General features: G+C 37.9%; 20 protein-coding genes. 13 read left to right on the plus strand and 7 right to left on the minus strand.

Going from position 1 to position 19,952, the window contains the following annotated elements; genetic code table 11:
* Nucleotides 1–222: 222 nt before the first annotated feature.
* The 8 genes from F7984_RS09200 (at nt 223) to F7984_RS09230 (ending at nt 11,547) form a co-directional block, all read left to right on the plus strand.
* Nucleotides 223–984 (plus strand): sporulation protein, encoded by a 762-nt coding sequence (locus F7984_RS09200; protein ID WP_140461449.1) that lies wholly within the window; start codon nt 223–225, stop codon nt 982–984.
* A 448-nt stretch (nt 985–1,432) separates the two neighbouring features.
* A complete protein-coding gene (locus F7984_RS09205; protein ID WP_140461450.1) occupies nt 1,433–3,085 on the plus strand; it encodes a serine hydrolase domain-containing protein in 1,653 nt (550 codons plus the stop codon).
* 14 nt (nt 3,086–3,099) lie between these two features.
* Nucleotides 3,100–5,184 carry a glycoside hydrolase family 3 protein gene (locus F7984_RS09210; RefSeq protein WP_375138410.1) on the plus strand — a complete coding sequence of 695 codons (2,085 nt, stop codon included), beginning with the start codon at nt 3,100–3,102 and terminating at the stop codon, nt 5,182–5,184.
* A 23-nt stretch (nt 5,185–5,207) separates the two neighbouring features.
* Nucleotides 5,208–6,467 (plus strand): exo-beta-N-acetylmuramidase NamZ family protein, encoded by a 1,260-nt coding sequence (locus F7984_RS09215; protein WP_140461451.1) that lies wholly within the window; start codon nt 5,208–5,210, stop codon nt 6,465–6,467.
* A 545-nt stretch (nt 6,468–7,012) separates the two neighbouring features.
* Nucleotides 7,013–7,756 (plus strand): hypothetical protein, encoded by a 744-nt coding sequence (locus F7984_RS09220; protein WP_140461452.1) that lies wholly within the window; start codon nt 7,013–7,015, stop codon nt 7,754–7,756.
* A gap of 246 nt (nt 7,757–8,002) precedes the next feature.
* The gene (locus tag F7984_RS19030; RefSeq protein ID WP_181161999.1) at nt 8,003–8,152 is read left to right on the plus strand and encodes a hypothetical protein; all 150 of its coding nucleotides are present in this window, start codon (nt 8,003–8,005) and stop codon (nt 8,150–8,152) included.
* Between the two features lie 177 nt (nt 8,153–8,329).
* Nucleotides 8,330–10,396, plus strand: a complete 2,067-nt coding sequence (locus F7984_RS09225) for a thioredoxin domain-containing protein (RefSeq protein ID WP_140461453.1) — start codon at nt 8,330–8,332, stop codon at nt 10,394–10,396.
* Between the two features lie 176 nt (nt 10,397–10,572).
* Nucleotides 10,573–11,547, plus strand: a complete 975-nt coding sequence (locus tag F7984_RS09230) for a Gfo/Idh/MocA family protein (protein WP_140461454.1) — start codon at nt 10,573–10,575, stop codon at nt 11,545–11,547.
* 69 nt (nt 11,548–11,616) lie between these two features.
* Here F7984_RS09230 and F7984_RS09235 read toward each other — a convergent pair whose 3' ends face one another.
* The gene (locus tag F7984_RS09235) at nt 11,617–11,820 is read right to left on the minus strand and encodes a hypothetical protein (protein WP_066103850.1); all 204 of its coding nucleotides are present in this window, start codon (nt 11,818–11,820) and stop codon (nt 11,617–11,619) included.
* 303 nt (nt 11,821–12,123) lie between these two features.
* On the opposite strand from F7984_RS09235, the gene F7984_RS09240 reads away from it, so the two are divergent.
* Nucleotides 12,124–13,083, plus strand: coding sequence for a YsnF/AvaK domain-containing protein (locus F7984_RS09240; RefSeq protein ID WP_140461455.1), 960 nt, complete (start codon nt 12,124–12,126; stop codon nt 13,081–13,083).
* Nucleotides 13,084–13,129: 46 nt separating this feature from the next.
* Here F7984_RS09240 and F7984_RS09245 read toward each other — a convergent pair whose 3' ends face one another.
* Together F7984_RS09245 and F7984_RS09250 are read right to left on the minus strand one after the other, a co-directional pair.
* On the minus strand, nt 13,130–13,561 hold the full coding sequence (locus F7984_RS09245) for a MarR family winged helix-turn-helix transcriptional regulator (RefSeq protein WP_139891943.1): 432 nt from the start codon (nt 13,559–13,561) through the stop codon (nt 13,130–13,132).
* A gap of 6 nt (nt 13,562–13,567) precedes the next feature.
* Entirely contained in the window at nt 13,568–14,050 is a 483-nt protein-coding gene (locus F7984_RS09250; protein ID WP_139891942.1) for a glutathione peroxidase, read from the minus strand.
* Between the two features lie 154 nt (nt 14,051–14,204).
* Between F7984_RS09250 and F7984_RS09255 the strand changes: the two genes are divergently transcribed.
* From F7984_RS09255 to F7984_RS09265, 3 genes are all read left to right on the plus strand, one after another.
* Nucleotides 14,205–14,861 carry a hypothetical protein gene (locus F7984_RS09255; RefSeq protein WP_140461456.1) on the plus strand — a complete coding sequence of 219 codons (657 nt, stop codon included), beginning with the start codon at nt 14,205–14,207 and terminating at the stop codon, nt 14,859–14,861.
* 21 nt (nt 14,862–14,882) lie between these two features.
* Nucleotides 14,883–15,074 (plus strand): YkvA family protein, encoded by a 192-nt coding sequence (locus F7984_RS09260; protein WP_066103840.1) that lies wholly within the window; start codon nt 14,883–14,885, stop codon nt 15,072–15,074.
* Nucleotides 15,075–15,340: 266 nt separating this feature from the next.
* Complete coding sequence (locus tag F7984_RS09265; protein ID WP_181162000.1) at nt 15,341–15,565, plus strand: NINE protein; 225 nt, start codon at nt 15,341–15,343, stop codon at nt 15,563–15,565.
* 113 nt (nt 15,566–15,678) lie between these two features.
* Here F7984_RS09265 and F7984_RS09270 read toward each other — a convergent pair whose 3' ends face one another.
* From F7984_RS09270 to F7984_RS09285, 4 genes are all read right to left on the minus strand, one after another.
* The gene (locus F7984_RS09270) at nt 15,679–16,413 is read right to left on the minus strand and encodes an exonuclease domain-containing protein (protein ID WP_066103835.1); all 735 of its coding nucleotides are present in this window, start codon (nt 16,411–16,413) and stop codon (nt 15,679–15,681) included.
* The gene (locus F7984_RS09275; RefSeq protein ID WP_140461458.1) at nt 16,400–17,392 is read right to left on the minus strand and encodes a DUF294 nucleotidyltransferase-like domain-containing protein; all 993 of its coding nucleotides are present in this window, start codon (nt 17,390–17,392) and stop codon (nt 16,400–16,402) included. The genes F7984_RS09270 and F7984_RS09275 overlap by 14 nt, the downstream gene beginning before the upstream one ends.
* Before the next feature lie 58 nt (nt 17,393–17,450).
* Complete coding sequence (locus tag F7984_RS09280; protein WP_066103830.1) at nt 17,451–18,725, minus strand: ammonium transporter; 1,275 nt, start codon at nt 18,723–18,725, stop codon at nt 17,451–17,453.
* A 146-nt stretch (nt 18,726–18,871) separates the two neighbouring features.
* Nucleotides 18,872–19,201 (minus strand): MerR family transcriptional regulator, encoded by a 330-nt coding sequence (locus F7984_RS09285; protein ID WP_066103828.1) that lies wholly within the window; start codon nt 19,199–19,201, stop codon nt 18,872–18,874.
* Between the two features lie 226 nt (nt 19,202–19,427).
* On the opposite strand from F7984_RS09285, the gene F7984_RS09290 reads away from it, so the two are divergent.
* Complete coding sequence (locus F7984_RS09290) at nt 19,428–19,730, plus strand: MerR family transcriptional regulator (RefSeq protein ID WP_066103826.1); 303 nt, start codon at nt 19,428–19,430, stop codon at nt 19,728–19,730.
* Nucleotides 19,731–19,952 lie beyond the last annotated feature (222 nt).

The raw sequence follows: 19,952 nt of genomic DNA on the forward strand, positions 1-19,952 counted from the left end.
AAGATATTTGAAAAATATTAGAATCAACACCGGCCAACTAAATAACAGTCTTAGCATAAACTCTTTCAATAGTATTCATACAGTCTATCTATCAACTCTAGTGGGATTTTGCCCAATAAGTTAATTATATTTTACATTGAATATCTATAATTGTTCTGTACTAGTTATTTTTACGGATAAGTATAGTAAAATAGACTTATAAAAAGGAAATGAGGGATTATCATGTTTGATAAACTGCTGTCATCCATAGGTATTGGTGCTGCCAAAGTTGATACGAGGCTTGCGAAAAAAAGTTATATTGTCGGTGAGACAATCGAAGGTGAGGTTTTTATCAAGGGAGGAAAAAACGAGCAGGATATTGATAACATCTATTTAACATTAATGACTGACTATGTAGTGGAAGTTGATGATAAAAAGGTTAGACGTTCTGTTGCCTTGGACAAAATCTTATTGACTGAACGCTTCACAATCGCTTCAAATGAAGATAAAGTGGTGCCCTTTCAGTTGAATATTCCTTATGAAGCCCCTGTTACAAAAGGAAGTACACGTGTTTGGATTCAAACCGGCTTGGATATTAAAATGGCAATCGACCCTCAAGATAAAGACTTTTTGGAAATAAAGCCACATCAGCTTGTAAGAGAATTCATTGATGCTGCAGGAAGATTGGGATTCCGCTTACGTCAGGTAGATTGTGAAAAGACTCCTTCGTATTTCAGAAACGGCTTACCGTTTGTTCAGGAATTTGAATTTAAAGCTACATCCGGTGAATTTGCGAGAAAGCTGGATGAACTAGAAGCTGTATTCCAGCTGACGGAAAACGAAGCAAGAGTGTTGCTTCAAATCGATCGAAGAGCAAGAGGTTTCTCAAGCTTCTTAGCTGAATCATTAAACATGGATGAATCGTTTGTTAAATTCACTTTTGATAAGTCGGACATTGGCACGCTAGACCGTACATTGGGAGATTTAATTAGAAAATATTGCTGATTTATGGTTTCGACCAGTCAGATTCAATAAAATTTTACATGTTTTTTACATTGTGATGAAAGAAACTGCTCACTGGCAGTTTCTTTTTTTATATAGAAATCTATTTTTTTATAAAAATAGTTAGCTGAGAAATTAGATATAAGTAAATGAAACTAATGATCTCTTAGTTATGAATATATCCATATAGGTAAACTAAGCAATAAGAATGAGGTGAATATGCAGAAACTTGTCATTTTTTCATGAAATAATTGTTGTTACATTAAGATAGACCTAAGGTTAATAATGGAAGTAAGTACTTATGCCGGATAGAAAAATAAGAAAGATGGATGTATTCTCGAGTGAGAGGAATCTATCTAGATAAATCCCCCAAAGATCCATCTCCGTAGCCTTCATCAACCTTTCTTTCGTTTTGATCACTCGCTTTGTGATAAAAAAGAGGAGGAATGATATGAAAAAAATCACCTCAATTGCATTCAGCACGATGATTGCTGTGTCTGCATTTAACACATCCGATGGTCTAATGATGACAAGTGCTAAGGGACATTTAGACAATGCATCATATTGGGACGAACCTGGTCGAATGCTACCGATACTCCTACCTTCAAATGCCAGAATGGCAGGTATGAAGCAGTCTGCACTTGATGACATAGATGTGACAATCGGCCAATACATCGAAAGCGGCTTAATTCCAGGGGCGGTCACCTTTGTGGCACGAAGCGGTCATATTGTTCAAAAAGCTGCATATGGGTTTGCGGCTCTCTATCAGGATGATACCTTCACGGAAATTGAAACACCCCTTAAAATGAAAGCGGATACAATTTTTGATATCGCTTCTATTAGTAAGCTTTTTACAACTACTGCGGTCATGATGCTTTATGAGCAAGGAATTTTCCAACTCGATGACCCTGTTGCGTTGCATCTGTCACAATTCGCTGCAAACGGCAAAGAAGACATAACAATCAGACAACTTTTAACCCATACTTCAGGTTTTGCAGCTGGGATGCCTCTTTATATGCAAGAGGGCACTCGAGAAAGCCGCATCCAGTCCGTACTGCAACATGGTTTGATTAACGAGCCTGGGAACACCTATTTATACAGTGATTTGAACATGATAACGCTTGGGGCGCTAGTCGAGAAATGGAGTGGTCTCCGGCAGGACGAGTTTGTTAAGAAAGCCATCACAGAGCCGCTTGGTATGAAGGATACGATGTATAATCCTCCGGCAAAATTAAAGAAACGTATAGCTGCAACCGAATATCAGCCAAAGATAGGGAGAGGGCTTGTCTGGGGCGAGGTTCATGATGAAAATGCGTGGTCGCTTGAAGGTGTGGCTGGTCATGCAGGCGTCTTCTCCACAGCCAAGGATTTAGGGATTCTCGCCCATGCATATTTAAATGATGGTAAATACGGTAAGATACGCATTCTAAAGAAGAAAACGATTGACTTAATTATGAAGAACTATAACACTGCGTTTCCAGGAAATGACCATGGATTAGGCTTTGAGCTTAATCAGGGCTGGTACATGGATTCACTTTCTGATACATTCACCGCTGGCCATACGGGCTATACCGGTACAGCTCTTGTGATGAGTCCATCTAATCAGACTGTTGCTATTTTACTTACAAACCGGGTACATCCATCCCGAAATACACCTTCCATTAATCCTATCAGACGAACATTCGCTAGAGGTGTGGGAGACAGCATACCTATAAATGTGAAAAAGGGACAAATGGCTTGGTTCGCGAGCTATGGAGATCAATTAGATAACACACTTTCAGCTCAAGTGAATTTAAAAAGAGATGCTTATTTGAGTTTCGATACCTGGTTCCGGATTGAAGAGGAGAGTGATTATGGATATTTGGAAACATCGACTGACGGAAAAGCATTTACAAGTATTCAAAGCTTCACAGGAAAAAGCAATGGATGGGAGAAGGAGAATGTCCTCATTCCTGCCGGCACGAAATTTATTCGTTTTTCCTATAAAACTGATGAAAGCGTGAACGGGCGCGGCTGGTATGTACAAGACGCAAGCATAAAAACAAATGGAAAGAAGGAACGACTGACCTTCGAGAGCAATGGATTTGAACGTAGAACAGATTAAATGGGGAGGTGCTAATATTGAAAAATAGGAAATGGTTCTTGATTATACTTGTGATGAGTGTATTCCTGACGACCGGATTCAGCAGCCAAACTAAGAAACCAGCAAATCCAAATGATGGTGTGCGAGATATTGTAATCTATCAAAATCTGCATGAGGTTGATAAAACGATTAGCGGCAACAGTGTCAAAATGAAGGCAGTGAACGTCTACCATGATGGTCATTTTACAAAGACAAATAAGGTAAAATGGTCGGTTGCAAATAAACGTATCGCGAAAATTAGTTCTAATGGAACCTTGACGATTACAGGGAAATCAGGAGTGGCAGTCATTCTTGCTACATCGGGAAAAAAGATAGACACTGCCTTTTTGGTAGTGGATAAAAAGGGAAATGCAACATTCCGCTCCATCAAGCAAAAACGGTACCAGCTTGCTGAATATGCCGTTAGCAAGATGAAGTTAGAAGAGAAAATCGGGCAAATGCTTATGCCTGATTACCGGAACTGGGATGGCAAGAATGTGACAGAGATGCTGCCGGAGATAGAACAGCAAATTAAGGATTATGACTTGGGTGGAGTTATTCTATTCCGCGAAAATGTTGTAACGACTGAGCAAACCGCTCGTCTCGTGGATGCGTATCAGCTCGCCTCTGAGAAATATGGGATGCTCATCTCAATTGATCAAGAGGGTGGAATTGTGACCAGGCTGCAATCTGGAACTGATATGCCCGGCAATATGGCCTTAGGAGCTACACGGTCTGGGACAATCACGAAAGATGTTGCGCGTGCCATTGGCGAGGAGCTCGGTTCGCTTGGCATTAATACAAACTTTGCCCCATCGCTTGATGTCAACAATAATAGTAACAATCCTGTCATTGGTGTCCGTTCCTTCAGTGAAGACCCGAAACTAACCGCTGAACTAGGAACTGCTTATATTGAAGGCATGCAGGAAACAGGCACGATTGCAACGGCCAAGCATTTTCCAGGTCATGGCGATACGGCAGTTGATTCCCATGTTGGACTTCCAGAAGTTCCATATGAGATGGAGAGATTAAAGGAAGTGGAACTATACCCGTTTCAGCAAGCGATGAATGCTGGTGTTGATGCCATCATGACCGCGCATATCACCTTTCCGAAGGTAGATGACACGAAAGTGATTTCCAAAAAGACCCGTGAGGAAGTCTCTATACCAGCAACTCTCTCCCACCGCTTTCTGACAGAATTGGTTAGGGAGGAAATGGACTATGATGGATTGATCGTTACAGACGCCATGAACATGGGTGCTATCACCGAGCATTATGGAACTGTCGATGCGGCCATCATGTCTGTTAAGGCAGGTACGGACATTGTACTTATGCCCGTTGGACTAGAGGATGTTCGTAATGGGCTCCTTGATGCAGTAAGAAATCGCGATATTAAAGAAAAGCGAATTGATGCATCCGTAAAACGGATCCTGTCACTGAAAATCAAAAGGGGCATCTTTAAAGAAGAATCCCCAGACCCACTTGAAGAAAGAATCGAAAAAGCGCTTGAGACCGTTGGTTCACCAGAGCATAAGGCGATCGAGAAAACAGCTGCAGAGAAATCTATTACCCTCGTCAAGAATAACAATCAGCTCCTGCCTTTAAATGACTTGCAGGAATCCGGAAAGATTGTCGTTATCGGTATGACCTACAACCAAGAATTATATAACGCTATTAAAGAAAAGCATGCCAACACTGAGGAGATTACCCTTCCTTCTAGCTATCAACTGACCGATGCACAGAAGGAGCAGCTTCGTCAGGCGGATTATATTATTATTGGCAGCCATACATCAAATGTAGCAATGAGGTTACCTACCCATCCTCAAATGCAGAGAATTAATGATATTACCGACAACTATAATGCGCCTTCTATAGCTGTTGCGATTCGTAATCCATATGACATTATGTCCTTTCCTCAGGTTGATGCATATATCACTCAATATGGTTTCCGTACCGCAAGCTTTAAAGCAACTGCAGCAGCCATTTTCGGTGAAATAAATCCATCTGGTAAACTCCCTGTCACGATCCCGAACGGGCAAGGGGAAACTTTATATCCATTTGGCCATGGTTTATCCTACTAATTAGATAACTAAGGAGGCTTTATATGCAGAAGAGAAGTTTCGCTGTCCTATTCACACTGATTCTGATTTTATCAACGATTTCTTTCGCCCAAGCAGGTCAAAAGGACAAGCATAAAAAGAAGGATTTAGAACTAGGCGTCGACGTTATTCTAAGTGATAAAAAAGAATTGCTGGAAGGTAAAAGGGTAGGTCTCATCACAAATCCGACCGGTGTAGATCAAGAGCTTAACAGCATTGTTGACCGTTTCTATGAGGATGAGGATATCAATCTCACCGCTTTATATGGCCCGGAACATGGAGTTAGAGGAGACGCGCAGGCCGGCAGCTATGTTGATTTCTACATTGATGAAACTACTGGTCTTCCTGTATACAGCCTTTACGGCAAAACCCGTAAACCAACACCGGAAATGTTAAAAGATATTGATGTACTTGTATTTGATATTCAGGATGTAGGCGCACGCTTCTATACGTATATTTACACAATGGCATTAGCGATGGATGCGGCAAAGGAACAAGGAATCCCATTCATCGTACTTGATCGCCCGAATCCCCTAGGAGGACTGAAGGTGGAAGGACCGATTCTTGAAGCACCCGAATATGCTTCGTTTATCGGGCAATACGAAATCCCACTCAGACATGGGATGACTGTTGGAGAACTCGCGAAACTATTTAACAAGGAATTTGGCATTGGGGCGGATTTAACCGTTGTAAAAATGAAAAATTGGAAGCGTCATATGAATTATGAAGATACAGGACTAGAATGGGTCCTTCCATCCCCAAACATGCCGACACTCGACACAGCTTATGTATACCCGGGCACAGGATTAATTGAAGGCACGAATTTATCCGAAGGGCGCGGAACAACGAAACCTTTTGAATTGCTCGGAGCCCCATTCATAAATGGAACAGAGCTAGCAAAGGAGCTAAACAAGCTAAACTTAAAAGGTGTTCAATTCCGAGCAGCCTCGTTCACGCCGACATTCTCGAAGCATAGTGGAATCCTATCCCATGGTGTTCAGGTTCATATAACAGACTATAATGATTTCGTGCCTCTTGAGGCAGGTCTTCATATCGTTAAGACCATTCATGACATGTATCCGGATGATTTCGAATTCCGTACAGAGGACAGCAAAGGAATTTCCTATTTCGACTTGCTTATCGGCAACGGCTGGATTCGCGATGATATCGAAGCAGGTAAATCCGTAAAACAAATCAAGCAGAAATGGGAAAAGGATTTGAAAGACTTCATGAAACTAAGATCTAAATATTTGCTGTATAGATAAGGGAGGGAAGCTTGAAGGCTGAGATGAGTGGAGCCTTTGAGCTTCTTAATTTTTTTGCGCATTCAAAAGATGCTATTCCGTCTAAGAGACACCGGTACCAAGATTATAGAGTTAGAGGAAATGTTAGTTGCTTTAGTAGTAATGAGACAAAATAGTTTTCTGCGTTATTTTAGAAGATAATAACAAGTAATGAGGTATTGTATGATTACGGTGATTGTTTGGAGTTATTTTTCACCTTGTATGCGCCAATAAGATACTGTAATCCGTCGAATATTTATTATTGTCAATGTGTATTTCAGAAATCACATAAACTTACATAACCAGAACAAATGAGTTATTTTCTATCTCGCTTTTGAGTATCAGACTTATTTAAACAGTCCATTTATATCTCCACTTACATATTGCAAACTATCGAATTTTACCAAAAATCCCCGAGAGCAAATCATTATTTTTTATGCTAAAGTTATATCGATATTACATGCGAAATATACAAACGTAGGGATTACGCATATGATATACAATATACATCAAGGAGTTGGCTTTAATTGTTTGGATTTTTAACATTACTTTTTTTAGTCGCGACAATCTTAGTTGTTGTTGGAATAATCAAACCTACGAAAATAAAAATGTCTTCTCGTAAAGAAGTCTTGAAAAAAGGCGGTATAGCTCTTTTAGTACTTTTTGTATTAATGATGGTAACAGTTCCTCCGACTGAATCAACTACTTCTGAAACCGATAAAGGCACTTCTACTGGGCTAGAAACTACGGAGGAAGCAAAAGCAGAAGAGGCCAAGAAAGCAGAAGAGGCCAAGAAAGCAGAAGAGGCTAAGAAAGCAGAAGAGGCCAAGAAAGCAGAAGAGGCCAAAAAAGCAGAAGAGGCTAAGAAAGCGGAAGAGGCTAAGAAACCAGAAAACATTGTGAGAAAAGCAGTAGAGGAACATTTTGGGGAAGAAAATCTCGAAGAAGTGACATATAATGCTAGCGGAAAATTTGTATTAATACGTGTTTTGGGCAATGACAACTTAACCACTAATATGATAAGAAGAGGTATGTGGCTAGACACCCAGGATATATTAGAAGATTTAGACGGTGTAGAAGGAATTGACACAGTTGATTTTAATATATTATTCCCTATGCAAGATCAGTATGGAAATAGTTCAAATTCTATAGTTATGAAATCATCATTCAACAAAGAAACTAGAGATAAGATTAATTGGGAAAATTTCTTAACTGATAATATTCCAAATATATCTCAAAATTATTGGGAACATCCAGCTTTTTCTAAATGAAACATTTAACTATTGGCGGAAACCCTATTACTCCAGCGATGTGATGTAATAGGGTTTTTAATTGGTTGTATATTTATAAGAATAATATAGAGGAATAGATATTACTTAGACTTCATTATGAAGTCTTTTTTATCGTCTATAAATCATATTAATTATAATAATATATAAATTTATAAAAATATAATCACGATTATTACAAATAAAATAACCAGCGGAATCCATATCGAAAATATAAGAAGAGTTGAAATGCCAATTTATAAAGTAGATATTAAAGCTGAATTAGATTTACCAATTAATATAGAAGAATGGATTTATAGTCTTGAAAGAACAACGAATAATAAATGGTTAAAAGAAGCTATTCTTGACTACTGGGAAAAGAAAAAGGTATCCAATTAGGATGCCTTTTTTATTGAATGAAAATCCTTATAAATCAATAAATAATGGAATTAAGTTTATACTAGTGAAAGATCTGTATTGAATAAAAAGGATAAGTTAAATCCATAACGTGTGAAGGTGAAAGGTAAAACTTTGTGTAAATGAAAAAATCCTGATTTCAAAAGGAGAAATGATTATATGAATGAAAAAGCTAGTCCAAATAGACTAATAAATGAAAAATCTCCATACCTTTTGCAGCATGCCTACAACCCTGTAGACTGGTTTCCATGGGGAAAAGAGGCTTTTGAGAAGGCAAAACAAGAAAATAAACCAGTTTTTGTAAGTATTGGGTACAGCACTTGCCATTGGTGTCATGTGATGGAGAGGGAAAGCTTTGAAGATGAAGAAGTGGCGTCGGTTATAAATGAGCGGTTTGTTTCCATAAAGGTAGATCGGGAAGAACGTCCTGATTTGGATTCGATTTATATGTCCGTGTGCCAGGTGATGACGGGACAAGGCGGTTGGCCGCTCAATGTGTTTTTAACTCCTGATCAGGTCCCCTTTTATGCAGGAACCTATTTTCCTAAGCATAGCCGTTATGGTCGTCCTGGAATAATAGATGTGATTACTCAGCTACACGATACGTATATTAACGAGCCACATAAAATCGAAATGACAGGTGAGCGGATTAAAGATGCAATTATGCCACCGAAACAGGAGACATCGAGTGAGAAATTAACGATGACTGCGATCAATGCAGCTGTTCAACAATTTAAGCGGGTATTTGATGAACAGTATGGCGGGTTTGGCTCGGCTCCGAAATTTCCTACACCACATAATTTAATGTTCCTGCTGCGTTACTTCCATATGACGAAGGATCAGGAAGCATTGAATATGGTGCTAAAGACATTAGAAGGGCTATCAAGAGGTGGAATCTATGATCATATCGGATACGGGTTTTCTCGCTATTCCACTGATGAATTATACTTAGTCCCACATTTTGAAAAGATGCTATATGATAATGCCATGCTGTTAATGGCGTATACAGAAGCCTATCAGGTTACCGGAGAAAATAGCCATCAAGTGATATCTGAACAAATCATTGAATATGTTTTACGGGACATGCGACATCCTGATGGCGGATTTTACTCAGCGGAGGATGCAGATTCAGAGGGTGTGGAAGGGAAATTCTATATATGGGACTACTTTGAAATCTTTGATCACCTTGATGAAGACGTAGCAGAATTATATTGCGCTGTTTATGATATAACCCCTGAAGGAAACTTTGAAGGCGAAAATATTCCTAATCTAATTCGTGAACCAATTGACTCATTTGCTGCTCATAATGATTTAGACGCAGCAGAAGTTCGTAAACAATTGGAGGAAGCAAGGAAAGTCTTATTTAATGTTCGCGAGGAGCGGGTTCATCCGCATAAGGATGACAAAATATTGACTGCCTGGAACGGATTAATGATTGCCGCTCTAGCCAAAGCTGGTAGAGTTTACAATCATCAGGAAGCACTGGTTGCAGCAAAAAGTGCTATCCAATTTATTGAACAGAATTTAATCGTGGATGGAAGAGTCATGGTCCGATACAGAGATGGTGAGGTTAAGCAGGAAGGATTTATTGATGACTATGCGTATCTTCTTTGGGCTTACATTGAACTCTATGAAACGACATTTGATTTATCCTATCTCAAAAAAGCAAAAACACTTACGCATCAAATGATCGAATTATTTTGGGATGGGGAAAATGGTGGATTCTATTTTTATGGAGAGGATAATGAGGAATTGCTGATCCGTCCAAAAGATGTATATGATGGAGCATTACCATCCGGGAATAGTGTCGCAACCTTACAAATGCTAAGGCTGGCTCGTTTAACTGGTGAGTTTTCATTGGAGGATAAGGTACAGAACGTTTTTGACGCATTTGGCGATGATGTGATTCACTATCCAATGGGTCATACTTATATGTTAATGGCGTATATGACAACCCAAATGAAAATGAAGGAAGTCGTTGTATTGGGAAGTACGGATTCAGAGAATAACGTTATCACACATTTGCACAAGGAGTTTCATCCAAACTTAACTTATCTGGCAAACGAGGATTCCTCTTTATTTACTGGTGTTGCTGATTTTGCGGCAGGTTATTCCAAGGTCAATGATCAGGAAACCTATTATGTATGTGAAAATTTTGTTTGCTACAAACCACTGACCAGTGAAAATGAAGCAATCGAGCTTATAAATGGCGACAAAGAGTCATAAATTTAATAAATAACAGCTGCGTTGGCTATATAAAATATAGGATAAAATAGTACATCATGATTGGTGTGCTATTTTATTTTGGGTCTTTCCACTACTAATTATCTCATCTATGATTCATTTATATTATAATGAATGTAAATATTCTATAAATTAAATAAACGAAATTGAGGGATTCTATGAAAACAATTCAGTGGGGTATTATTGGACTTGGTAACATAGCAGAACGTTTTGCGAAAACGGTGAAAGCAATGGATGGCGTTACTTTAAAAGCAGTCGCCTCCAGGACGAAGGATCACGCGCTCGAATTTGGCCGAAAATACGGGGTTGAAGAAAAATTTTGTTATGGTACATATGATGAGCTAATACAGGATGAACAAATTGATGCTATTTATATCGCTGTTCCACACCCATTTCATAAAGAAAATGCGATTCGTTGTTTAAACCATGGAAAAGCCGTGCTTTGTGAAAAGCCTGTTACAATGAATAAAGAAGAAGTTCAAGAAGTCATCCATGCTGCTAAAGAGAATAAGGTCTTCTTTATGGAAGCGATGAAATCACGCTTTATGCCAATTAATAAAGAAATAAGAAACCTCGTCAAGGAAGGTGTCATTGGAGAGCCTACTTTCATGAGAGCGGAACTCGGTTTTAAAGGAGAATTTGATCCGAAGGGGCGCATATTTAACCGAGAACTTGGCGGAGGAGCATTATTAGATATCGGGATTTATCCTATCTCATATTGCGCTTATTTACTTGGAAATAAACCAAAATCGATTCAAAGCTCATTACAATATGGAGTAACAGATGTAGATGAAAATGGGACTATACAATTAAGCTATGACAATGGATCGTTTGCTCAAATTTACTGTACGATAAGGGCAAATACACGAAAAGATGCAAGTCTATTAGGCACAGACGGCAGTATTTATATACCGTATTTTTCAAATGCCCAGTCCGCAACAATCACCACCCCAAATAAAGAATGGACGATTGAAGAACCTTTCGAATTAACTGGATTTGAATATCAAATCCGTGAAGTAGGCCGATGCCTTCAAGAAGGTGTGCTTGAGAGTCCACAAATGACTTGGCATGATTCTATTGAAGTCATGGATATCGTTGATCAAATATTTGCTAATAATGTTTTAAAAGGATGAGAGGAGAGCCAATTAGGCTCTCTTTTTTTAGAAGATTTATTGGTTACGAGGTGTATGAAAATGAGTAATTTAAGACAAGAAAATGGGTAGAAGGGTCACGATTAAGCCAACCACTAATAAAATTGTCCCAAAAATACGAGATAACAATTCTTCGTCACCTGAAACACCGTTCCACAAAACAAGATTCACTAAGAAGAGGGCTTTATTCCTTAATACTAAAAAACCAATAAACATAATAAAAATACCAATGATTAAGACTGCTAAAGTCTCCACATTCATTCACCTCCGAAATATTCTTCACACTCTTCTTTGTTTATTTTAACATAAATATCCAGTTTACTTTATGAGAATTAAGGATTGAGAACGGGTGTTTATTTGCCAGATTCCCCTAAAAAGACAAAGATAATAAAAAAATTTCAATAAAATAAAAACGAGAACCTACCATATATGCAAAAAAAACACTTGACATAATCAGGGTGTTGATTCTCACTTTATTGTTTATTGATTTCCAGTGTGGGTATATTTTAACTGTGAAGCAAATATTATCCGAACAAAAATTGCTAGGAGGAATATAACATGAATAAAACAGTTTATGGAGTTTACACACAAAGTGCAGAAGTCGTACAGGCTATTAATAGTTTGAAAGCAAAAGGGTATGATAGTTCTGATATTACTGTAGTCGCAGATAATGCAGATAAATTAGATTTGATGGGAAATTACACGATAGATAAAGATGTTAAAACAGTATCAAATGATGAAGATTCCTTTATGGATAAAGTAGCAAAATTCTTTACATTGGATACTAATAATCCAGTTGAAGAGAAAATGAGAACGGACTATGGTTTTACTTCTGAAGAAAGTGCACGCTATGCAGAAGAAGTGAACAACGGAAAAGTTTTAGTTCTTGTTGATCAAGATGCACAGCTTGGAGATACAATTGGCATGGATCGTACTGAAGATCTGAATTCAGGAGCAAATGCTTCTGCCGCTCTTAATACAACTGATCGTTTGGCAAATGATGATACACTAACTGACGAAGAAAGAAGAATTAAACTTCGCGAAGAACGATTAAACGTTGATAAAAATGAAGTGAAAACTGGAGAAGTAATTGTTAATAAAAAAGTAACGGAAACACAAAAAGAAGTTGAAGTACCAGTGGACCATGAAGAAGTTTATATTGAGCGACGTAAAGTAACAGATCGTGATACGACAGATCAATTGGGTGCTATCACTGACAATGAAGAAATTCGTATCCCTGTAACAGAGGAAAAAATAGAAGTGACCAAAAAGCCAGTTGTAACTGATGAGATTGTGATCGGTAAAGAAAAAGTTACAGATACCAAAACCGTTCAAGATACCGTTAAAAAAGAAGATGTTCAGGTTGACAAGGATGGTAATCCATTTGTAAATGATCATAATACAACTACTCGTATGGAGGGTACCTCTGTACAGGATTCTTCGTTAACAGACGAAGATACAGACCGTTTAACTGCAAAGCCATATCAAAAAAATAAGATTGATACTGATAATCTTTAAGAGTAATATAAAAAAAGCTGTCTCATTGAGACAGCTTTTTTTTAGCTTAAAGACTTTTTAACTTTGCATTGAGTTTATTTACGTATTCCATCAATGCTTGATACTCCTCGATTTCTAATCCACATTCCTCAATTTTCGACTTAATGGAATCAATGATATTATTTTTTTGCTTATATGCTTTTTCTTGCAGAGAGATCAGCATCATGCGTTCGTCCGTCTTAGACCGTTCTTTTATTAGCCATCCGCTTTGCTGCATCCTTGAAATAATGGGATTTAACGTCCCAGTTCCCATATTCAGCTTTTGCCCAAGCTCTTTCATTGGAACTTGATCTTGCTCCCATAAGCTCAATAAAACTAAGTATTGCGGATACGTTAAGCCAAATGGCTTTAAAACATTAGAATATAGCCTCGTAAATTCATTGGTAGTTTCGTATAAAACAAAGCATAACTGTTTGTTTAATGCAACATCCTTCTCCATAACCTATCACTTTTCCAATTCTTCTTCTATATCTTTTTTAATTTTTTCGGGAGCGGTGGTTGGAGCATAACGCTCGACAACTTGACCTTTTTTATCAATTAAAAATTTAGTGAAATTCCATTTGATTTTTTTGCTAAGGAGACCTTTCTGTTCAGTCGTTAAATACTGAAAAAGCGGGTCAGCATGATCACCATTTACATCGATTTTCGCAAAAATCGGGAATGTAACTCCATAGTTTATTTGGCAAAACTCGGTGGTTTTATTAATATCATCATATTCCTGACTATTAAATTGGTCGCATGGGAATCCTAATACCTCAAAGCCTTGGCTGTTAAATTTTTTATATAACTCCTGAAGTCCTTTAAATTGAGGCGCCAGCCCACATTTACTGGCTGTATTAACGATAAGGAGAGGCTTGCCTTCATATTCTTTTAAAGATTGCAATTTGCCGTTTGTCTTTTTTACTTCAAAATCGTAAACACTTTTCATCGTATTCCTCCCTTTATATCGTGTACGATATAACTATACAATATATGGTAGGGTGAAACAAAATTTAAAGCTATACGTATAAGGTAATAGAAGGAAATAGACAGTGAAAAGTATAGCTGGTAAACTATTATAAACTTAATAGAGGTGAATTATTTTGGGAAAACGATTGACGTGTATGCATGCACATCATTCAAATATTCATTATATTGACGAGGCATTCTCACCCTATGAGGTAGACCTTATACACTTTGTGGATCCAGGTTTAATGAGTCGTTTAACTCATGATTTATCTTTTCAAAAAGAACAAGCTGGTATGAAAATTGCAGAACAAATAAACTGGATGGAGAGCTGTCAGGTAGATGGGATTCTTCTGACATGTACAAATTATATTGCTCTGTTACAGGAAGAACATGTAACATCCAAACTACCAATATATAAAATAGACGAGCCTTTTTTCGAAGCAATCTGCGGGGTTACTGAACCACAGACTATATTCTTTTCGAATCCAGGAACTGTAAAGGGAACGATGGACCGACTTCATCAATATGCTGCTATAAAGGGAAAGACATTACCTATTAATGTTCATGTTATAGAAGGTACATTCGATTTAATGATGAAGGGGATGACTGAACAATATAACGAAAAAATAGCGGAATATATTACGTTATATCGTCAAAAATCTCAAGATATCCTATCAGTTGGTCAACTATCTATGTATGATGGTGCTAAACAAACAGGTCTTGAGATTATTAATCCGTTGGATACGCTGGTAAAACCGATCGTCCGTGGACTAGGTTTAAATAAAAGCTAAAATAAAAATGGAGGTAATCCTATGCTGAAAAAATTATCGAAGAAATCAAAATTTGCTATCGCTGCTGCCGGATTATATTTAGTATTACCTACAGACGTGATACCTGACTTTATTATCGGTTTCGGCCAAGTGGATGATTTAGCCGTAGCGGGCTATGTTTTTAAGACAATCTATGAAGATCTTAAAAAATCAAAAAAAGCTATTAATCAGTAACTAAGTTGAGAATATCTGATAAGGAATGTCCCGCAATTCAGTGTTCGTACGAATCAGATGAGGTTTATGAAAACTTACTGATAAGCTAATTAGCATTGAGAACTGGTTGTTTTCAGATGCGTACTGTAAAAGTGGTTACTCCTTCTAGTATTATGTATAATTGTTAAATTTAGCAGGTAGACATAGCTGTTTGCTTCTTTCATAATGATGGGCGAAGGCTATGAATACTTGATATTATACATAATATAGAGAAAGAAGGACTTATTTTGAGAGCACAAAGAAAATCATTTGGAATCGCGTTACTACTATGGTTTCTTCTCGGAACCATTGGAGCTCATAGAATGTATATACATGAACGTATCCATTATATCTTTTGGTATTGGTTAGCGGTTATGTGTACATTTTCTATCATTCTATGGATTGATCTGTTTAGATTGAAAGGTATGATTGATAGACAGTATTACTACGACCGCGGTAAATATGGGGTTTAAATTTATGTAGTATTTAATGCTAGAGGGGGTTAAGAACCCCCTCTTTGTAGTTTTATTACACTCAATTTATTTTACTTAATAGTCTAAATGGATTATTAAAAGATATATGGCCCTTACCTATATCTGGCTATGTGATTATATATTTCACTAAGGTTTTTAAAACCTGCTTCCTGGGCTTTTGATAGATAATAGCCCCATAAGCGGGCCGTCATGAAGGCATCTCCCAATGCGTGATGTCTATTTTTGATTTCTATCCCGCATCCAGCACATAAGTCTTCTAAGGCATTTGAGCTGCTGACGGGATTAAATAGTTGTGTTAAGAAAGAAGTATCAAGGATTCTATGCTGGAATTTTGTTCGAGTCACGTCCCAAGTGAACTTGTGCATAAAGCTTTGCTCATGCTGAGAATGATGGGCAACCAGACTTTTAGTCGAGACAAATTTAAAGAAATTCATCAGGACATCTGAACTCTCCGGAGCGGCTTGAAGTTCTTTACCTGTAATATTCGTTAGAGAAGTAATTTCAGGAGATAAAGGGATGTCCGTCTTAATCAGTGAATAGAAGCTTTCTTCAGTTAATATCTCACATCCATGCATTTTCACAGCACCTATAGAGATCATCTGATCACCTTTGTCAGGGAAAAATCCTGTTGTTTCGATGTCAAACACAACCACATCAAGCTGATCAAGAGGACAATTTAGATCGTCCTTTTTACGCGCTTCCTTTTCTAGCTGTCGCATAAAAGAGATATTTTGCGGAGTTGCTTGCCCCTGTACACCGGCGAGTACGTTCGAACTGATCTTACCGCTCATTCCTCTGAAAAATTCGATAAAATCATTCATTCCCATTCTGATCACCCTTTGCCGCAAGCATTTTCACATATTCAGTCAGTTGAATCCCATCCTTGATTATGTCCTTAACATTTTTCTTTTCTACTTTCGATAGCTTATTCACAGCCAAGTAATGTCCGGATTCATAGTCTGTATGAATTCCATAGACCAGCCGATATGTTTGTAGTTTGGCAAACTGATTAGCATATTTTTCTCGATTTTGTTTTGGTAGAACAGAATCCGGTACACCTTTAAGCCTATCGATAGTGGTGGTTGCATTTAATTTCTCATTGATTGCTAGAATTCTTCCGGCATTCACATATGGGTATATAGCAGATTCCTTTATATTTAAACAGCCAGAATATGGGCCGTGAGTTTCTAAAAGTAACTGTCCGAATACACCAATCGTTTTTTTTATATGCATTGTATTATCCAGGATACGGGTTAATAAATGTTTTTCATCAATTAGTTGATAAGAATACTGTTTTAATTGCCGTATAAACCTTTCCTCGCCCAGAAATGCTCGACTATCCATAAAAGTAAGCAAATAACGGATAGATTCCCATGAAGCATCATCTATCCAATCATTTAATTGTTGCATCCACTGATTGTATGATCTGCACCAGAAAGGATTACTTGCCATCACTTTACCTTCACAAAGGCTATATCCAACTTGCATTAACCCCTCGGATATTTCTTTCCCCAGCGATAAGAAATAATTTCGCACTTCTGGATGATTGTGTTCAAAAATGATCCCATGGTCCTGATCGCTCCAGATACCTTGTTCTTTTCGACCGGCACTTCCCATAACAAAAAAGCAAAAAGGGGAGGGAGGAGACCCAAATATTTGGGTTGTCTTATTAAAAGCTATCGTGATGGTCTGCCTTATAATCTCGTCATGAAGCAAATTCAGTTCATCAGGGCTTAAGGTTATTGAATTAAATTGCTGTTTTCGATAAGCCCATATTTTTGAATAGTCCTGATTTTCGGTTTCCATTCAGACGCTCCTTAATGGAAATGATCCCCTGAACTAAGCACAGTTCAGGGGATACCATTTACATGATAGATTTATCAGTTGTTTCATTTTTAAGTAATTCAGGGTAACCATATGCGCCATGTTCACTCATATCCAATCCCATTATTTCTTCTTCCTCCGTAACACGAAGGCCGCGCATCACTTTTTTCATACCTAATAAAAGAATATAGGATACCAGAAAAGCAAATGCTCCGCATACAACGACACCCAAAGCTTGAACACCTAATTGGCTAAAGCCGCCGCCGTAAAATAAACCAGCTTTTCCGACAGTGGCCAGCTCTTTTGTAGCAAAAAAGCCAGTGGATAAGGTGCCCCATATTCCAGCAGCTCCATGAACGGAAAGAGCATAGATTGGATCATCAATTTTTCGAGCTTCAAAGAAACGGATGCTATAAAATACTAGAATTCCAGCAACAAATCCAATAACTACGGATGCCCAAGCTTCAACGAATGCACAGGATGCCGTAATGGCAACCAGACCGGCTAATGCTCCATTTAACATCATGGACACATCTGCTTTCCCCATGACAATCCAAGAAATAATCATGGCAGCTATCGTTCCAGCAGCCGCGGCAAGATTCGTATTAACTGCAACAAATCCAAAGAATCCTGCATCCACTGCTACCGTACTGCCGGCATTGAAACCGAACCATCCAACCCAAAGCAATAAAACACTTAATGCTGTGTATACTTGGTTATGTCCATATAAGTTATTAGCTGAGCCATCTTTATTAAATTTACCGATACGCGGTTTCAAATGGATCGTAGCTGCCAAAGCTGCCATGGCACCAGTTAAGTGAACAACAGTGGAACCGGCAAAATCTTGTTTACCATGATCAGCTAACCAGCCACCGCCCCAAATCCAGTGAGCGATAGGAGGGTAAACAAGGGCAGAGAATAAAACGGCGAAGAGTACATATACACCCATTTTCGCTCGTTCTGCAAATCCCCCAAAAGCAATAGTTATCGATATTCCGGCAAAGGCTGTTTGGAATAAAAAGAATACGGCTCCAGATAAACCAACACCATCGAGATCATACCCAGAGTAAAAGAAGTCAGATAAACCAATGAATTTACTTAAACCAGCTCCATCCCCAAATATGAATCCAAAGCCTATTGCCCAAAAGACAATAGAAGAAATTCCGAATGTAAGAATCGTTTTACCTGCGATATGTCCAGCATTTTTCATTCGAGTGGATCCAGTCTCTAGCAGGATAAAGCCACCAATCATCAAGATGACTAACACTGCTCCCACCATCACCCAAAGGCTATTCATTAAAAAAATCGTATCCATAATTCCACACCTTCCTAAGTAAGTTTTCCTTTACTGTCTGTATTGTCGCATCATCAGGGATTGGAATTCTACAACCATGTAAGGAAACCTAACGTGGTTTTTATGGAAAGGAGTGGAAGTGTATGTGCAAAAGGAGATAAACCGGTCTAGTTGTATTTTTGAACACCAAATTGAGCATTTAATTGCCCTTGAATCATTTTTTTGTGCGTTTTAGCTGCATCTTCTTTTTTCTTTTCTCTAAGCATTTCTTGCCTGATCTCATAGGTCTGTATGCCGTCTTCAATTTTTTCAGCTATATCCATTAATAATTCTATATCTGTAAAAGAATATTTCCGACTTCCGCCATTGTTTCTAGCAGGAAAAATGAGTTTACGTTCTTCGTAATAACGGATTTGCCTTTCCGATAACCCAGTTAATTCTTTGACAACACCGATTGTTATGACTTTTTTATCTTTATATGAAGTCTCCTGGCTCACCTGCAATCCCCCTAAATATAGTAAAATGTACCTTGATATTATCTCACATAGATAGAATTAAAAATACTGAAAATTCAAAAATCAACATCAAAAAATTCTTGATAATCTATGCAGTTGTAAAAAATATATGTCAGAACATCTCCCAAACACCTTGAGATTAACTGTAAACAAGTAATAATCAACTATATAGCAATTCATATAGCCTTATTTAGGGGGGGAGGGAGCTATGTCATCATATAAGGATAAGAAGGTTATATCTATAGGCATTGTCAGCGAACTAACAGGGATCTCCCAACGGAAAATTCGTTATTACGAGGAACGCGGATTGATTTTTCCCGAAAGATCAATTAAAGGAATTCGCAAATACTCATTTCAAGATGTAGAGACCTTAATGAAGATTGCAGAAAAAATGGAAGAAGGTGTACAAACAGCAGAAATTAGAAACGATATGCAACGCAGAAAAATTCGGGATGAAATGATTAAGGGTCAATTAAATGCTCATTTTCGTTTTAGGAACTCAGATAAATAAATGGTATTCCATATAAACAAAATTCGGGAGTATTTGTCATCATTTTTAAATCAAAGACTACTAGGTATTTGTATATGAAGTGAGAGACTACTCTTAGAACAAACCTTTTTATGCGTGTTTTGTTAATCGCAAACATAAGAATATATTCAGCTATACGAAGTATATAACCGCTGAACTTTGGACACTCTGTTAATATTAGAATATGAATTAACAGAAGAGAGA

The sequence above is a fragment of the Pradoshia sp. D12 genome, from assembly GCF_008935075.1.
GTDB lineage: Bacteria > Bacillota > Bacilli > Bacillales > Pradoshiaceae > Pradoshia.

What these genes read in the sequence shown, in the direction of transcription:
- F7984_RS09275 (WP_140461458.1), bottom strand. Translation starts at nt 17,392, where the DNA reads ATGGAAACCGAAAATCAGGACTATTCAAAAATATGGGCTTATCGAAAA.
- F7984_RS09260 (WP_066103840.1), top strand. Translation starts at nt 14,883, where the DNA reads ATGCTGAAAAAATTATCGAAGAAATCAAAATTTGCTATCGCTGCTGCC.
- F7984_RS09225 (WP_140461453.1), top strand. Translation starts at nt 8,330, where the DNA reads ATGAATGAAAAAGCTAGTCCAAATAGACTAATAAATGAAAAATCTCCA.
- F7984_RS09205 (WP_140461450.1), top strand. Translation starts at nt 1,433, where the DNA reads ATGAAAAAAATCACCTCAATTGCATTCAGCACGATGATTGCTGTGTCT.
- F7984_RS09250 (WP_139891942.1), bottom strand. Translation starts at nt 14,050, where the DNA reads ATGAAAAGTGTTTACGATTTTGAAGTAAAAAAGACAAACGGCAAATTG.
- F7984_RS09280 (WP_066103830.1), bottom strand. Translation starts at nt 18,725, where the DNA reads ATGGATACGATTTTTTTAATGAATAGCCTTTGGGTGATGGTGGGAGCA.
- F7984_RS09230 (WP_140461454.1), top strand. Translation starts at nt 10,573, where the DNA reads ATGAAAACAATTCAGTGGGGTATTATTGGACTTGGTAACATAGCAGAA.
- F7984_RS09245 (WP_139891943.1), bottom strand. Translation starts at nt 13,561, where the DNA reads ATGGAGAAGGATGTTGCATTAAACAAACAGTTATGCTTTGTTTTATAC.
- F7984_RS09200 (WP_140461449.1), top strand. Translation starts at nt 223, where the DNA reads ATGTTTGATAAACTGCTGTCATCCATAGGTATTGGTGCTGCCAAAGTT.
- F7984_RS09270 (WP_066103835.1), bottom strand. Translation starts at nt 16,413, where the DNA reads ATGGGAATGAATGATTTTATCGAATTTTTCAGAGGAATGAGCGGTAAG.
- F7984_RS09215 (WP_140461451.1), top strand. Translation starts at nt 5,208, where the DNA reads ATGCAGAAGAGAAGTTTCGCTGTCCTATTCACACTGATTCTGATTTTA.
- F7984_RS09240 (WP_140461455.1), top strand. Translation starts at nt 12,124, where the DNA reads ATGAATAAAACAGTTTATGGAGTTTACACACAAAGTGCAGAAGTCGTA.
- F7984_RS09290 (WP_066103826.1), top strand. Translation starts at nt 19,428, where the DNA reads ATGTCATCATATAAGGATAAGAAGGTTATATCTATAGGCATTGTCAGC.
- F7984_RS19030 (WP_181161999.1), top strand. Translation starts at nt 8,003, where the DNA reads ATGCCAATTTATAAAGTAGATATTAAAGCTGAATTAGATTTACCAATT.